16 protein-coding genes are annotated in these 15,360 nt (G+C 59.0%); all 16 read right to left on the reverse strand.

Annotated features, from left to right (window positions below):
• Positions 1-4: 4 nt before the first annotated feature.
• The 16 genes from I9182_RS15395 to rplO all read right to left on the reverse strand — a co-directional run bounded on the left by I9182_RS15395 (position 5) and on the right by rplO (position 15,114).
• Positions 5-1,309 (reverse strand): amino acid ABC transporter permease, encoded by a 1,305-nt coding sequence (locus I9182_RS15395; protein WP_209598865.1) that lies wholly within the window; start codon positions 1,307-1,309, stop codon positions 5-7.
• Position 1,310: 1 nt separating this feature from the next.
• The gene (locus I9182_RS15400; RefSeq protein WP_209505881.1) at positions 1,311-2,579 is read right to left on the reverse strand and encodes an ABC transporter permease subunit; all 1,269 of its coding nucleotides are present in this window, start codon (positions 2,577-2,579) and stop codon (positions 1,311-1,313) included.
• Positions 2,580-2,707: 128 nt separating this feature from the next.
• The gene (locus tag I9182_RS15405; RefSeq protein WP_209598866.1) at positions 2,708-3,724 is read right to left on the reverse strand and encodes an amino acid ABC transporter substrate-binding protein; all 1,017 of its coding nucleotides are present in this window, start codon (positions 3,722-3,724) and stop codon (positions 2,708-2,710) included.
• A gap of 205 nt (positions 3,725-3,929) precedes the next feature.
• Positions 3,930-4,637: an ATP12 family protein gene (locus I9182_RS15410; protein WP_209598867.1), complete on the reverse strand. Its 708-nt coding sequence runs from the start codon at positions 4,635-4,637 to the stop codon at positions 3,930-3,932.
• 3 nt (positions 4,638-4,640) lie between these two features.
• The gene (locus I9182_RS15415) at positions 4,641-5,312 is read right to left on the reverse strand and encodes an HAD-IA family hydrolase (protein ID WP_209598868.1); all 672 of its coding nucleotides are present in this window, start codon (positions 5,310-5,312) and stop codon (positions 4,641-4,643) included.
• Positions 5,309-6,352 (reverse strand): RluA family pseudouridine synthase, encoded by a 1,044-nt coding sequence (locus I9182_RS15420; protein WP_209598869.1) that lies wholly within the window; start codon positions 6,350-6,352, stop codon positions 5,309-5,311. Before I9182_RS15420 ends, I9182_RS15415 begins: the two co-directional genes overlap by 4 nt.
• Before the next feature lie 186 nt (positions 6,353-6,538).
• A complete protein-coding gene (locus tag I9182_RS15425) occupies positions 6,539-7,849 on the reverse strand; it encodes a replication-associated recombination protein A (RefSeq protein WP_209598870.1) in 1,311 nt (436 codons plus the stop codon).
• Between the two features lie 3 nt (positions 7,850-7,852).
• A complete protein-coding gene (locus tag I9182_RS15430) occupies positions 7,853-9,238 on the reverse strand; it encodes a trypsin-like peptidase domain-containing protein (RefSeq protein ID WP_209598871.1) in 1,386 nt (461 codons plus the stop codon).
• Positions 9,239-9,303: 65 nt separating this feature from the next.
• Positions 9,304-9,711, reverse strand: a complete 408-nt coding sequence (locus I9182_RS15435) for a hypothetical protein (protein WP_209598872.1) — start codon at positions 9,709-9,711, stop codon at positions 9,304-9,306.
• A gap of 109 nt (positions 9,712-9,820) precedes the next feature.
• A complete protein-coding gene (rplQ, locus tag I9182_RS15440; protein WP_209598873.1) occupies positions 9,821-10,243 on the reverse strand; it encodes a 50S ribosomal protein L17 in 423 nt (140 codons plus the stop codon).
• A 175-nt stretch (positions 10,244-10,418) separates the two neighbouring features.
• On the reverse strand, positions 10,419-11,435 hold the full coding sequence (locus I9182_RS15445) for a DNA-directed RNA polymerase subunit alpha (RefSeq protein WP_209598874.1): 1,017 nt from the start codon (positions 11,433-11,435) through the stop codon (positions 10,419-10,421).
• A 114-nt stretch (positions 11,436-11,549) separates the two neighbouring features.
• Positions 11,550-11,939, reverse strand: a complete 390-nt coding sequence (gene rpsK, locus I9182_RS15450; protein WP_170462414.1) for a 30S ribosomal protein S11 — start codon at positions 11,937-11,939, stop codon at positions 11,550-11,552.
• A 15-nt stretch (positions 11,940-11,954) separates the two neighbouring features.
• Positions 11,955-12,323: a 30S ribosomal protein S13 gene (rpsM, locus tag I9182_RS15455; protein ID WP_170576075.1), complete on the reverse strand. Its 369-nt coding sequence runs from the start codon at positions 12,321-12,323 to the stop codon at positions 11,955-11,957.
• A gap of 201 nt (positions 12,324-12,524) precedes the next feature.
• The gene (locus I9182_RS15460; RefSeq protein WP_209505861.1) at positions 12,525-13,169 is read right to left on the reverse strand and encodes an adenylate kinase; all 645 of its coding nucleotides are present in this window, start codon (positions 13,167-13,169) and stop codon (positions 12,525-12,527) included.
• A complete protein-coding gene (secY, locus tag I9182_RS15465; RefSeq protein ID WP_209505860.1) occupies positions 13,166-14,530 on the reverse strand; it encodes a preprotein translocase subunit SecY in 1,365 nt (454 codons plus the stop codon). The genes I9182_RS15460 and secY overlap by 4 nt, the downstream gene beginning before the upstream one ends.
• A gap of 110 nt (positions 14,531-14,640) precedes the next feature.
• Positions 14,641-15,114 carry a 50S ribosomal protein L15 gene (rplO, locus tag I9182_RS15470; protein ID WP_209598875.1) on the reverse strand — a complete coding sequence of 158 codons (474 nt, stop codon included), beginning with the start codon at positions 15,112-15,114 and terminating at the stop codon, positions 14,641-14,643.
• Positions 15,115-15,360 lie beyond the last annotated feature (246 nt).

Here is a 15,360-nt window from a genome sequence, read left to right on the forward strand (position 1 = left end):
CTCCTTAACGGTGGCCAGTCTGAAGCTTGCGCTCCAGATACATGGAATAACGGGACATAGAGAAGCAGACGATGAAGAACAGGAACGCGATGAACGCGAACAGTTCCCAATAGATGCCGTTCCAGGCCGTGTCGGCGCGGATAGCAGAAGCCAATCCGATCACGTCGAACAACCCGATAATCGACACCAGCGTCGTATCCTTGAAGATCCCGATGAATGTGCTCACGATGCCCGGAATTGAGATCTTCAGGGCTTGCGGCATGATGATCAGCCTCTGCGCCTGCCAGTAGTTCAGGCCCAAACTGTCGGCGCCTTCGTACTGACCTCGTGGCAGGGCAGCCAGACCACCCCGGATCACCTCGGCCATGTAGGCCGCCGAGAACAGGGTCATCATGATCATCACCCGCAGGATGATGTCAAAGTTGGTGCCCGGTGGCAGGAACAGGTTCAGAAGCAGCGACGCCACGAACAGCAAAGTGATCAGCGGCACACCGCGAATGAACTCGATAAAGCCCACGCACAGGTATTTGACGATCAGCAGGTCGGACTGACGCCCCAGCGCCAGAACGATTCCGATCGGAAGTGAGACACCAATGGCCACAACGCCCAGCAGGATCGCCAGCATGAAACCACCGAACTGACGGCTTTCAACCGCTTCGATGCCAATCGGCAGAACCGAGCTCATCGCGCCCGTGAAGTAGCTGGACAGCACCAGCCACCAGATCACTGCGGCAACAACCGCACCGATCATACCCACCAGTTCGCTCACCTGTTTGCTGAGAACCGAGTATACGAACCAACCGGCGACAAACCCAAGCGCGGCCGAGATTGGCCCCCAGATGGTTCCGCCCCACATCAGGAAAGGCATCAGGAACGGATAGATTGCTGAAAAGATCAGCATCTTGGTTGGGACGCGATCCGAATACAGAACCGGCGCCAATGCGACCAGCAACAGAACCAGCGCAAGGATCGGTCTCCAGTACAGATGGCTTGGATAGAAGCCAAACAGCAACTGTAACCAGCGGTCATTGATAACCGCCCAGCAGGCGTGCCCATGGGTCGATCCCCAGGTGGCCATCATGATCTCGCGGCACTCGTTGAGAGAGTCTGCATTCCACACGGACTGGAAAAGCCATGGCAGAACACCTGACAACACGTAGTAGATCGCGTAGAGCGAAACCACCGTCAGGATCGTGTTGAACCAACTTGAGAACAGGTTGTGCTTGACCCATCCCAGCGCACCGACCTCGGAAGCAGGCGGTGCCTGCTCGGGCAGCATTTCCGTGCGGACAAATGAAACATCACTCATATTACCGCTCCACCAGTTTTACACGGTTGTTGTACCAGTTCATCACCGCCGAGATACTCAGCGAGATGGACAGATAGACCAGCATCAGCAGCAGAACACATTCCAGCTCGCGCCCGGTTTGGTTCATGGTGATGCCGCCAAGGGTCCCCGTGATGTCCATATATCCGACCGCAATCGCCAGTGACGAGTTCTTGGTCAGGTTCAGATAATTCGAGATCATGGGCGGAATGATCACCCGCAATGCCTGCGGCAGGATCACAAGGCGCATGGTCCGGCCCGGGCGCAGACCCAGCGCCGATGCGGCTTCGGTTTGGCCTTTCGAGATGGCCAGGATACCCGCACGAACGATCTCGGCGATGAAGGCCGCCGTGTAAAGCGACAAGGCCAGCCACAGCGCGATCAGCGAGTTACGCAAATGTGTGCCGCCGGTAAAGTTGAAGCCTTTCAGTTCAGGGAAACCAAGGTGGAACCCCAGGATGGTGAGAAGGACGATCATCGGCACAAACAGAATACCCAGCTGGATGTGCCAGATGGTCGGACGATCACCGGATGCCTCTTGCTTGGCTTGTGCCCAGGCGGAAACCTTGCGCATCGCAAAGATGCTGCCGCCGAGCACGATCAGAATGGCGATCAGGTCCAGCGAGATATCGAACCGTAAGCTCGACGTCCCGAATATATGGATATCACCCAGGCTGCGCGAAAACAGGAATTCCGGGACATAAATCCCGCGATTGGTCACCGCGACCGAATCGAACAGATTCATCGTGGCTTCTGGGTTTTCTCCGCGGAACGCCCTTGGTGCTGGCAGGCTTTCGATCAGAATGGCCATGGCCAGAACGATCCACAGCAACACAGGTACGTTGCGGAACATCTCGACATAGACGGTCATGATCCGCGCAACCAGCCAGTTGTTGGACAGGCGCAGAACACCAACCAAAACACCGACTATAGTTGCTGTGATACAACCAAGAACCGCCACAACCAGCGTGTTCAGCAAGCCGATAAAGGCGGCGCGCAAGTGACTGTCGCGCGAATCGTATTCAAGCAAGCGTTGGTTGATATCGTAACTGGCCGGTTCTGCGAAAAAGCCGAACTCAACCGGTTTCCCAAGGGCTTCGAGGTTTTGGATGGTATTGGAAATGATCCAGGCTGCCAGAAGCATAAAACCAATCATTGCGATAACTTGAATGGTCGCAGATCGGTACCGCGTATCATAAAGGAGCATGGACAGCCGGAACTGCTCCTTCGGCGGGTCAGTGAGAGTCGTCATGACCTATGTATATCCCCGTGCATCCCGTAAATATGTCGGCAGAGTTGATCCCTGCTCAAAACCGTACGGGCGTGATTCTTATGGATGGAAAAAGGGCGCAGGTTGCCCTGCGCCCTTCTCCGTCGATATTAGCGGAACGGCGGCGAGTACAGCAGGCCGCCTTCGGTCCACTGTGCGTTCAGGCCGCGTGCCAGACCAATCGGGGTTTCTTCACCGATGTTTTTGGCAAACACTTCGCCATAGTTGCCACCGGCTTTGATCGCCTTGGCTGCCCAGTCAGCGTCCAGACCCAGCATTTCGCCCAGGGTGCCTTCGGTACCCAGCAGGCGGTTGATTTCCGGGTTATCAGTTCCAGCGGCCAGTTCGTCGATATTGGCCGAGGTTACGCCCAGCTCTTCAGCCGAGATCAGCGCGTTCAGAGTCCAGCGCACAACGTCGCCCCACTCGTGGTCGCCGTGACGGACCAGCGGGCCCAGCGGCTCTTTCGAGATGATTTCGGGCAGCAGGATGTGATCACCGGGGTTTTCGAATGTGGCGCGGGTTGCCGCCAGACCCGAAGCGTCGGTGGTGTAAACGTCACATGCGCCAGCCAGATACTGCTGCTGTGCTTCGGCGTTGGTTTCGATCGGAACCGGTTCGTAGCTGATGTTGTTCGAACGGAAGAAGTCCGCCAGGTTCAGCTCGGTTGTTGTGCCGGTCTGGATACAAACGGTTGCGCCGTCCAGTTCCTTGGCCGAGCTTACGCCCAGTGCCTTGGGAACCATAAAGCCCTGACCGTCATAGTAGTTCACACCGGTGAATTCGAACTTCAGGTCGACGTCGCGGCTGAAGGTCCAGGTGGTGTTACGCGCCAGCATGTCGATCTCGCCCGAGGCCAGAGCGGTAAAACGCGTCTTACCGGTGGTCGGAACGAATTCTACCGCGCTTGCGTCGCCCAGAACGGCTGCGGCAACAGCGCGGCACAGCGATACGTCAAAGCCCTGCCATTCGCCGTTGGCGTCAGGAGCAGCAAAGCCAACCAGACCGGTGGTCACACCACAGTTCAGCTTGCCGCGCGCTTTAACGTCGTCAACGGTCCCTGCCACGGCTGCGCCAGCAGCAAGACCGGCAATCGTTGCCGCGCCCAAGATTACGGATTTTTTCATTTTTACCTCTTCCTGATTTCCCGCCCCATCAGAGGCGGCTCTGCCCGGCAAGTGGATGCCGGATAGGTTACTCCAAAGGTGTCTCCCCTTTAGTGGCACTGAGTTTGGGCGTATTCATAAACAAACGTCAAGGGTCGGATCATCGAAATCGATGGATCAGACCCCAACCAATTTGAACATTTGGCCAAAAATCGGAAAATAAGGATCAAACCGACATATCAAAGAAGCGTTTAGCATGCAGAAATGCGGCTTTCTTCGTTTCGGCAACCGCATGGGCCTCGTCATCGTGACCCCATTGTTCGACCTGCCAGGTTTCGTCCAGGCGCGAAATGCGCCAAATTTCGGCTGGTTCGCGCCAATCCATGGCCGCTGCAAACCCGAGAATCAATGACCCCGACAAGCTGACCAGATCGTGGAACGCCGCCAGTTGGAACGCGTCCAGCGCATGGACGCGAGCACGCAGCGCCGACAGGGCTGCGTCAGATTGCGGCTTGTGCAGCACACCGATAACTGGCCGCAAGCGAGCAGACAGTGCGACCTCGGCCCAATCCAGTGCCGGGTCCCATTCGGCGCTTTGACGTTCCAGCAACTCTGACGGGTGTGTCGCCCGATAACATAGCAGGTCGGAATCGCCGTAATCCGCAAGCATGTCGGCAACTTCCCTATGCTGGGACCGAACCTTGTCGATTGCCGCATTCGCCGATCGGGTGCATGGCATCGTCGACGGATCTACCTCACTCTGCTGGGCATCCCATTCCGCTGTAACCGCTTCGGCCATGGCGCGGGTCGGCAGGATCAACGCTGCTTTGGCAGGGGTCTTGACGCGGCGGCCATCCAGTTCAACCGTAAACCCACCTTCAACATCGATGGTCCGGCTTTCTTTCCAGAAGCGTTTCGGTTTCCAGTCACTCATGTTTCAGTTCCATATCCCGGCCAGCGCAGTGGGCAACTGGTCAAAGGTCTCAATCATGCAGGTGGCCGAGGTCAAAGCAGACCGATCATGGTACCCCCATGCCACGCCGATGCCGCGCACCCCGGCAGCTGCGGCCATGTCCATGTCATAGCTTGTATCACCAACCATCACCGCGCAGTCGGGTTCGACACCGGTCTCGGCCAACGCGGCCTGCACCATGGACGGATGCGGCTTCGACGGATGGTGGTCGGCGACCTGCCGGGTGACGAAGTAGCGCTCAAGCCCATGCACTTCGATCAACGCATCAAGCCCGCGCTGGGATTTGCCGGTTGCCACCCCAAGAAGCACTTCGGGCACGGCGTGCAAGGCTTCAATCGCCTCTCGCGCACCGGGATAGAGCGGAGAGCTGGCCGCGCCCAAATCCAAGCGATGCGCATGATAAGCTTCCTTGTACCCTTCAACGAGATCGTTCTGGACCGAGGAAGTTTGGTCCGGCACCAACCGTGCGATGGCATGTGGCAGGGACAGCCCGACGATGGACAGGATCACCTCTCGCGTCGGTACAGGGACCGAAGCGGCCTGAAAGCTGGTGGTCATGGCGTGAACGATACTGCCCTGACTGTCGACCAGAGTGCCATCGACATCAAACAAAACCAGCCGCAGCGGTGCGCTCATTGCAGCGCCTCAAACGGGTCGTCGGCGGCCAGATCCTCGGTCCAGCCGAAGGTGTCCCAGCTGTGTTTCATATGTTCCGGCAAGGGCGCAGTCACCGTTACCGGTTTGCGCGTTATCGGATGCAGGAATGACAGTCGCCGCGCGTGCAGATGCAGCTTTTTGCTGATGATCCCACCCAGTTGCGCGCCCCAGCCATCACCCAGGTTTTCCTGCCCCGAGCCACCGTATTTGCCGTCGCCGATGATCGGATGACCGATCGCTGCCATATGCGCGCGCAGTTGGTGGGTGCGGCCCGTGATTGGCTCCATCGCGACCCAAGCGGCGCGTCCGGCCACGCGGTAGAGGGTCGCATAATGTGTATGTGCCCGTTTCGCACCGGGGGTGCTGTCGATCTCGTTCATATGGACGGGGATCATCTTTTCACCCTCGCCATGCGCGCCATGACCAGCTGCTTTCACAAGACCCGTCTTGATTTCACCCAGATATGGCGTGGGGACACCTGCAACCAGCGCCCAGTAAATCTTGCGTGTATCGCGGTGGCGGAAAGCGGCTGCCAGCCCCTTTGCGGCTTCGCGCGTGCGGGCCAGCAGCAGAACTCCTGACGTGTCCTTGTCCAGGCGGTGAACCAGACGCGGGTTTTCGTCATACCCAAACCGCAACGCCTCGGACAGGCTGTCGACATGCCGGGTCTGCCCGCTGCCGCCCTGTACCGGCAGGCCCTGCGGTTTGTTCAGGGCCAGAATGTGATCATCACGGTAGATCACGCAGGACTGGATCATCTTGGCATCCGCATCCGAGATACGATGCTTAACCTCAACCGGTTTGTGATCAGGCCCCGGCAATGGCGGTACACGAACCACCTGCCCGACCTCCAATCGGGTCGAGGCCTTGGCCCGGCTGCCATCCACACGCAGTTCTCCCTTGCGGCACATCTTTTCGATGCGGCCCTGGCTGACATGCGGGAACAGGCGGCGCAACCAGCGGTCCACACGCTGATCGCCGTCCCCTTCAGCGACTGTAATCATCTTTACGCCACTCATGCCATTGCCCCTTGCGCCGCGCGGGTGATCCGCCCGGATTGTGTCTTTGTCCGTGTCCCAGAAATCATGGGGGTCTCTCGCGCGCAACGCGGCAAGAGTCAAGGTATCAGACAGGAACCTTTGGCGTTCGAGGGGGCTCAGCACCGCCCGCCACTTCTCGGCACGATCAATACATTCCCAGCCAGCCTAGCTGTTGCGCTGGGTCCGAAGCTTGGCGAAGTAATCGAGGCGCTTTTTCAGCTCACGCTCGAACCCACGCTCGACCGGTTGATACAGAACCGGGCGTTTCATCGTTTCAGGGAAATAGTTCTGACCGGAAAACCCGTCTTCGGCGTCATGGTCATACGCATAGCCGGCACCATATCCCTGATCCTTCATCATTGATGTAGGGGCATTCAGGATATGTTTGGGCGGTGGCTCGCTGCCCGATTGCTTGGCCAGCCGCATCGCTGCCTTATAGCCGACATAAGCACCGTTGGATTTCGGGGCCAGGGCCAGATAGACCAGCGCCTGCGCCAGCGCCAGCTCACCTTCGGGAGAGCCGAGCCGCTCATACGTTTCCCAGGATTGTAGGCAAATGGCCTGTGCCTGCGGATCGGCCAGGCCGATATCCTCGACCGCCATCCGTGTGATCCGACGCGCCAGATAGCGCGGGTCTTCGCCCCCTGTCAGCATTCGCGTGAACCAGTACAGCGCCGCGTCCGGGTCGGACCCGCGTACCGATTTGTGCAGGGCTGAAATCAAGTTGTAATGTTCATCGCCCGACTTGTCATATTTCGCCGCCCGCCGCATCAGACGCGTCGACAGCGCGTCCGTGTCCAACGGCGCTTCAACCTTCCAAGCCGAAACCTGTTCAATCAGGTTCAGCAAAGCCCGTCCGTCCCCATCGGCCATTTCCTGCAACGCATCGCGGGCTGCGGGTGTCAACGGCAACGCGCGGCCCAGCTCTTTTTCGGCACGCTGGGTCAGGCGTTCAAGATCGGAAAGGCCCAGCCGTTCCAGCACCAGAACCTGCGACCGGCTGAGAACGGCAGCGTTCAGCTCAAAGGACGGGTTCTCGGTCGTGGCCCCGACCAGAAGGATCGTGCCGTCCTCCATATGCGGCAGAAACCCGTCCTGCTGCGCTTTGTTGAAGCGGTGGATCTCGTCCACGAACAGCAAGGTCCCCTGCCCGTTCTGACGCCTGATCTTGGCCGCTTCAAAAACCTTCTTCAAATCCGGCACACCAGTGAAAATCGCACTGATCTGAACGAAATGCAGATCGGTTTCCTGCGCCAGCAACCGTGCGATCGTCGTCTTGCCGACACCGGGCGGCCCCCAGAAGATCAGGCTGGACAGACTGCCTGACGCCAGCATGACCCCCAGCGGCGCATCCGGGCCAAGAACCTGTTCCTGACCGATGACCTCGGCAAGAGTCTTCGGGCGCAACCGGTCCGCCAGGGGACGGTGCGGCGCAGCGGTGGGTTCCGTTGGCCCGGTATCGAACAGATCGCTCACGGGCTACAGCCGGAACCGCAATGAGACTGACCGGCCACCGCGCAGAAGACCCACCTGCACGCGACGACCCGGATCTGTCAGCGCATTCTCCACATCCCCAGGGCGTTCGATGTCATTGGAATTGATGCTTTCAAGAATATCCCCCGATCGCAAACCCGCGCGTCCACCATAAGGGCCGGGATCAACAACAACGACACCTGTCTGGGACAGTGGCAAGCCCATATCGGAAATCACCGCAGGGTTGACGCGGGACACCACCAACCCCGGCAGGACAGTGGCTTCATCCAATGTCGTCTCTTCAGCTGCCGGGACTTCGGGCGCTTTGATCAGCGCCACCTCAACCTCTTCGCTCTGGGTGCCGCGCAGCCGTGTCAGAACCGATGTTCCCCCCACCCCTGCAACGGACATGCGAAACTTCATCTCGGCGGGTGAGTTCACTTCGTCCCCGTCCACATGGGTCACGACGTCCCCCACCTTGAGCCCCGCCTCGCGCAGAGGGCTAAGGTCATGCAGGTCCGAGATGACAACGCCCAGCGGAATGGCAAGACCAAGGGATTCAGCAATATCCGCGCTCATATGTTGACCGGTCATGCCTGCCCAGGGGCTGACAAAACTGTCATTGCCCTGCTGCGCCTGTTTCAGAAACTCGGCCACAAGATTTGCGGGGATGGCAAAACCAATGCCATTCGACCCGCCCGAGCGTGTCAGAATAGACGTGTTGATCCCGATCAGGTCCCCGTTCACATCAATCAGTGCACCGCCGGAGTTGCCCGGGTTGATGGCCGCATCCGTCTGAATGAAATACCCGCGTGCATTGCCTGTCGCCGTACCTGTGCGCGCCAAGCCCGAAATAATACCAGAGGACACCGTCTGCCCCACCCCGAACGGGTTGCCGATGGCAAGGGTCAGTTCGCCAACCTCGACCTGATCGGAATCGCGCAGGGTCAGGTAGGGCAGGTCTTGCGCCTGTCCCAGACGCAGGATCGCTATATCGCTTTCTTCGTGCCCCAGTACGACCGAGGCAGAAAACTCGCGCCGGTCTGTTGTCACGACCCTGATCTCGGTCGCCGAGCCCACAACATGGTAGTTGGACACAACGTAGCCATCTTCAGACAGGATGACCCCGGAGCCCAACGAGTTCTGAACCCGCTGCTGCGGCGCTCCCAGGCTGCCGCCAAAGAAATCCCGAAAGAACGGGTCTGAGTAAAACGGGCTGGCCCGCCCCTGCCGCACGATCTTGGCGTAGATATTCACCACCGCAGGCGAGGCCTTTTTGACCACCGGAGCAAAGCCCAGAGAGATTTCGGACTGCGATTGCGGGACGCGGGTTTCGGCAAATGCTGGCAGGGCCATGACAAGCATAAGAGAGATAAAGGATGCGCGGATCATGGGGGCTCCGGATTAGATTATCCTTGGGATATGCGGGGCAAAGGCGACAAATGCAAGCCGCGCGCTCAGCTTCGGCGGCGCAGGAACTTGAGCCCGGACCAATCGGCATCAACCGCGCAAACCTTCACGTCGACCCAGCCCAGCGGCAGGATTTCAGTGCGCAGCATATCCTCGGTCACGCCAGCATGCAGGGGCGAAGATTTCTTGGCCCAGGAGACCCACAGCATTCCTCCGCTCCGTATGTGGGCGATTTGCTCAGCGGCCAATTCGGCGATCTGGCCCGGGTGGTTCAGGAACATGTGAACTGCATCCGCGGGATCGGCTGCAGGATCGAACAGAACACCGTCGGCACCTGCTGTCAGGTTGGGATAATGGGCAGGGGCGTTGAGCGTACGGACCGTGTATCCGGGTTTGAACCCCAGTTTCGCCCAGAGCGGTTTGCCCGAGTATCCAGTTGCAGGTTTCGTTGCCATAACGGTTTGAACTTAATGGACAAACCACATGATGACAATTGGCTGGCTGAGGCACAAAAAAGCCTGCCCGATTGCTCGGGCAGGCGCATCAGGTCGATGACCTTAGTGCTTATTCTTCGGCTTCGGCTTCTTCAGCAGCAGTACGGGCTTTGTCCGCGGCGCCTTTGGCATCAATGTCGCGATCGACGAATTCGATGATCGCCATCGGAGCCATGTCACCATAGCGGAAGCCTGCTTTCAGGATGCGGACATAACCGCCCTGACGCTCGGCATAGCGGGGGCCCAGAACTTCGAACAGCTTGGTGACATCTTTGTCTTCTTTCAGCTGTGCTGCGGCCTGTCGGCGGGCGTGCAGGTCGCCGCGCTTGCCCAGGGTGACCAGCTTTTCGATGATCGGGCGCAGTTCTTTTGCCTTGGGCAGAGTTGTCTTGATCTGCTCATGTTCGATGAGCGAGCCAGCCATGTTTGCAAACAGAGCCTTGCGGTGCTCATGAGTACGGTTCAGGCGGCGGTAACCACGTGCGTGACGCATTTTTCAATTCCTTCTTTCGCGTTTTGCTTTGTCCGGCCTCCGATGCGTGTCAGAGGCTCACCTTGGGGCGGAATTGCCCGGATTGTACGTTTTGTACCGGCTTTCAGACCCCATTGGTCCGAAATGTACAAAACCTGCGACGGCAGGTTGGCCCCGCCGCCGCAGCCGAAGATGCTTAGAACGCGTCTTCGAATTTCTTTGCCAGATCTTCGATGTTGTCGGGCGGCCAGTCCTCGACATCCATGCCGAGGTGCAGACCCATGCCGGACAGCACTTCCTTGATCTCGTTCAGCGACTTGCGGCCGAAGTTCGGGGTGCGCAGCATCTCGGCTTCGGTCTTCTGGATCAGGTCGCCGATATAGACGATGTTGTCGTTCTTCAAGCAGTTTGCCGAACGGACCGACAGTTCCAGCTCGTCCACTTTCTTGAGCAGCAGCGGGTTGAACTCCAGACCATCATCTTCGTCCTGGCGACCAGCCGATTCCGGCTCGTCGAAGTTCACGAAGATCGACAGCTGATCCTGCAGGATGCGCGCGGCGTAGGCCAGTGCGTCATCGGGGGTGATCGAACCGTCGGTGTCGATCTTCAGGGTCAGCTTGTCATAGTCCAGAACCTGGCCTTCGCGGGTCGGCTGAACGTCATAGGCGACTTTCTTGACCGGCGAATAGATCGCGTCGATCGGGATCAGACCGATGGGCGCATCTTCCGGCTTGTTCTTTTCAGCCGAAACGTAACCCTTGCCAGTGTTGACGGTCAGCTCCATGAACAGGTCGGCGCCGTCGTCCAGGTGACAGATGACGTGATCGCGGTTCAGAACCTCGATGCCTGCGCTTTCGCTGATGTCACCAGCCGTAACGATTGCCGGGCCTTTGGCATTGATCGACAGGCGCTTGGGGCCTTCGACTTCCATGCGCAGGGAAACCTGCTTGAGGTTCAGGATGATGTCGGTGACATCTTCACGCACACCCGCCACGCTCGAGAACTCGTGCAGGACGTTGTCGATCTGGACGCTGGTGATGGCCGCGCCTTGCAGCGAGCTCATCAAAACGCGACGCAGGGCGTTGCCCAGGGTCAGACCAAAACCACGTTCCAGCGGTTCGGCAACCAGGGTCGCCTGACGCGCAGGGTCGTTGCCCGGCTTGGCTTCCAGCTGGGTCGGCTTGATCAATTCTGCCCAATTCTTGTGGATCATGTAATCCCTCCATTCCTGCCCGCGCCCCATGACCAACAAGGTGCAGACGCCCGAGGTTCAAAATGACGTGCTGGGGCCGTGTAAACACACAGCCCCAGCTTAATTCCAGATCGCTTAGACGCGACGACGCTTCGGCGGACGGCAGCCGTTGTGAGCAATCGGTGTCACGTCGCGGATCGACGTGATGTTGAAGCCCACGGCAGCCAGCGCACGCAGAGCCGATTCACGGCCCGAACCGGGGCCCTGAACTTCGACTTCCAGCGTCTTGACGCCATGTTCCTGCGCTTTCTTGCCTGCGTCTTCCGCAGCCATCTGCGCGGCATACGGAGTAGATTTCCGCGATCCCTTGAAGCCCATGGTACCGGCAGACGACCACGAGATGGCGTTGCCCTGTACGTCCGAGATCAGGATCTTGGTGTTGTTGAAGGTCGAGTTCACATGGGCAACGCCCGATGCGATGTTCTTGCGCTCTTTGCGCTTGATGCGAGTCTTATCGCGTGCCATCGGTCAGACCCTCCCTTATTTCTTCTTACCGGCAATGGCCTTTGCGGGGCCTTTGCGGGTACGAGCGTTGGTGTGGGTACGCTGACCGCGAACCGGCAGGTTGCGGCGGTGACGCAGACCGCGATAGCAGCCCAGGTCCATCAGACGCTTGACGTTCATCTGAACTTCGCGACGCAGGTCACCTTCGACGGTGTAGTTGGCGTCGATATGTTCGCGGATGGCCAGAACTTCGGCATCCGACAGTTCATTGACGCGGCGGTGCGCTTCAATGCCCACGGCTTCGCAGATCGCTTTGGCCGAGGTGTTGCCGATACCGGTGATATATGTGAGGGCGATTGGAACCCGCTTTGCAGTCGGGATGTTTACGCCGGCAATACGTGCCACGTGTCACTTTCCTTTTTGTTGCGGTTCCGTAACTCCGGAACCTTTTTTCACAACACTTTACCGTGGCAGTGACGCCAGAGGGTCCAGTATTATTCGAGGTGGTCGGGGCAATTGGAACGAATCCCGCATGCGGTCTTGATTCCCTTTAGGGATGGGGGTCGATATGGGCTTTTGGTGGGGCCGTCAAGCCCCAACTTTCGGTCAACCCAGTATCGCCTCGATCGAGGCCGTCACTTCCTTGATATCCGCCAGCCCGTTCACGGGGCGCAGATCGCCCTTGGCGTAGTAATAGCCAATCAGCGGAGACGTCTTCTTGTAGTATTCCATCAGGCGCGTGCGCAGGCTGTCTTCGTTGTCATCGGCGCGGCGCTGGAAGTCATTTTCCTTGCCGCAATTGGTGCATTTGCCATCCGCCGGGATCGGCTTGGTGTTGTCGTTATAGACTTCACCACATCCGCCGCAGGTTGAGCGTGCGGTGATCCGGCCCACCAGCGCGTCGTCATCGACGCGCATCTCGATCACGGTGTGCAGCGACTGGCCCAGCTTGGTCAGCAGAGCGGCCAGCGCATCGGCCTGCGCCAGCGTTCGGGGAAAGCCGTCAAAGATGAAACCGGCGCCTGTTTCGGTGGTCAGTTTCTCTTCGATCAGGCCGATCACGATTTCATCGGTGACCAGCTTGCCCGCATCCATGATCGCCGCAACCTTCCGGCCCATCTCGGTGCCCGAGGTTTTGGCTTCGCGCAGCATGTCGCCCGTGCTGAGCTGCACCATGCCGCGTGTTTCAACCAGATGACGCGCCTGCGTTCCTTTCCCTGCCCCCGGGGGGCCCAACAGAATGATATTCATCGACGAGAGGGTCCCTTCCTGCCGCGTTTCTTGCTTTTGCCGCGCAGTTGAGACTTTTCGATAAGCCCTTCGTATTGGTGCGCCAGAAGATGGCTCTGAACCTGCTGGATCGTATCCATGGTCACGGAGACGATAATCAGAACCGAGGTGCCGCCGAAATAGAACGGGATGGCAAACTGGCCCCGCAGGATTTCAGGCAGCAGACAGACGGCGGCCAGATAGGCCGACCCCAGCACCAGCACGCGGTTGACCACGTATTCCAGATACTCGGCGGTTTTCTTGCCGGGGCGGATACCGGGCACGAACCCGTTCTGCTTTTTCAGGTTGTCCGCCACATCGTCCGGTTTGAACGACACGTTGAACGTGTAGAAATACGCAAAGAACACGATCATCGACGCGAAGAACAGCAGATACAGCGGCTGTCCGGGGCCGAAATTGGCCAGCAGCCACGACATGACCGGCCCGTTTGCAGCGCCCGACGAGAAGGTCGAGATCGTCACCGGCAGCAGCAGCAGCGAGCTGGCAAAGATCGCCGGGATCACGCCCGCGGGGTTGACCTTGACCGGCAGGTGGCTGGAGCCACCTTCGTAGATTTTCATCCCGGCCTGACGGCGCGGGTACTGGATATGGATCTTTCGCAGCGCCCGTTCCATGAAGACCACGAACATGATGACGGCAATCACCATCACGATCACGCCAACAATCACGGCGGGGCTGATTGCGCCCGAACGGCCCGACGCGAAGAACTGCGCCAGGGCGGCGGGGACCTCGGCGATGATGCCGACGAAAATGATCAGAGAAATACCGTTGCCGATGCCGCGCGCGGTGATCTGCTCACCCAGCCACATCAGGAACATGGTGCCGCCGACCAGCGTGATCATGGTCGACATGCGGAAGAACAGGCCCGGATCGGTCGCCAGATCGCCCGATTCCAGCGACACGGCCAGACCGTAGGCCTGCACGGTGGCCAGTGCCACGGTGCCGAAACGGGTGTATTGGTTAATCTTCTTGCGGCCCTGCTCGCCCTCTTTCTTGAGCTGTTCGAGCGCGGGGACCATCGATGTCAGCAGCTGCACGATGATCGAGGCCGAGATATAGGGCATGATGCCAAGGGCAAAGATGCCCATTCGGCCAAGCGCCCCGCCCGTAAACATCGAAACCATGCCGCCGATGCCCTGCCCCGCCTGTTCCATGAACTCGCGCAAGGCTGCTCCGTCGATCCCCGGCACCGGAATGAAGGTGCCCAGACGATAGACGATCAGCAAACCCAGCGTGAACAGGATGCGGTTGCGCAGATCGGTGGCCTTGCCAAGGGCAGCCCAGCTTGTGTTGGCTGCCATTTGTTCTGCTGCTGATACCATAAAGTCGGTCTCTCTTATGCAAACGCCGCCCGGAACCGTTTTCCGGCTCGGACGGCGTCTTGGAAAACTCTGAAGTCTATGTAAGCGGGTCTTTGCCCGCTCACAAGCGCTTACTCTGCCGCAGCGGCTTTTGTGACTTTCAGTGAACCGCCCGCTTTTTCAACTGCCTCGACGGCAGCTTTCGACGCACCGGTCACTTCCAGATTCACCTTGGCGCTGATCTCGCCTTTGGCCAGAACGCGGATACCGTCCAGCTTGCGGCGGACCAGACCGGACGCAACCAGAGCGTCTTCGGTGATCGCAGCCTTGGCGTCCAGCTTGCCGGCTTCGACGAATTTCTGGATCAGGCCCAGGTTGATGACGGCGAATGCCTTGCGGTTGGGCTTGTTGAAGCCACGCTTGGGCAGACGCTGGTACAAAGGCATCTGACCGCCTTCATAGCCATTGATGGCCACACCCGAGCGGGATTTCTGGCCTTTGATACCACGGCCACCCATTTTACCTTTGCCGGAACCCGGACCACGGCCAACGCGGGTGCGTTTCGGTGCGGCGCCAGGATTGTCGCGCAATTCGTTCAGTTTCATTTCGCTTCTCCTAAGCCGGATATGACCCCCGAAGCGTGATGGGCCAAACACGGCATTTCTTGGTTTTGATTCTCGCGGCCAAAAAGCCACCGCAGGCGTATAGGCCCGATGGCAGGGCTTGGCAAGCCTGCGATTTGGGATGGGATGGACCCGGCACAGAGGGCGTTTCCAACAGGTCAGCGCGCACGCCGCGCCGGTGACGGCCCGAGGGGTGGCGCAGTAACGGCTGATCCGCGCGCTTTGTGG

Source organism: Ruegeria sp. HKCCSP351, from assembly GCF_017872535.1.
Classification (GTDB): Bacteria; Pseudomonadota; Alphaproteobacteria; order Rhodobacterales; family Rhodobacteraceae; genus Ruegeria.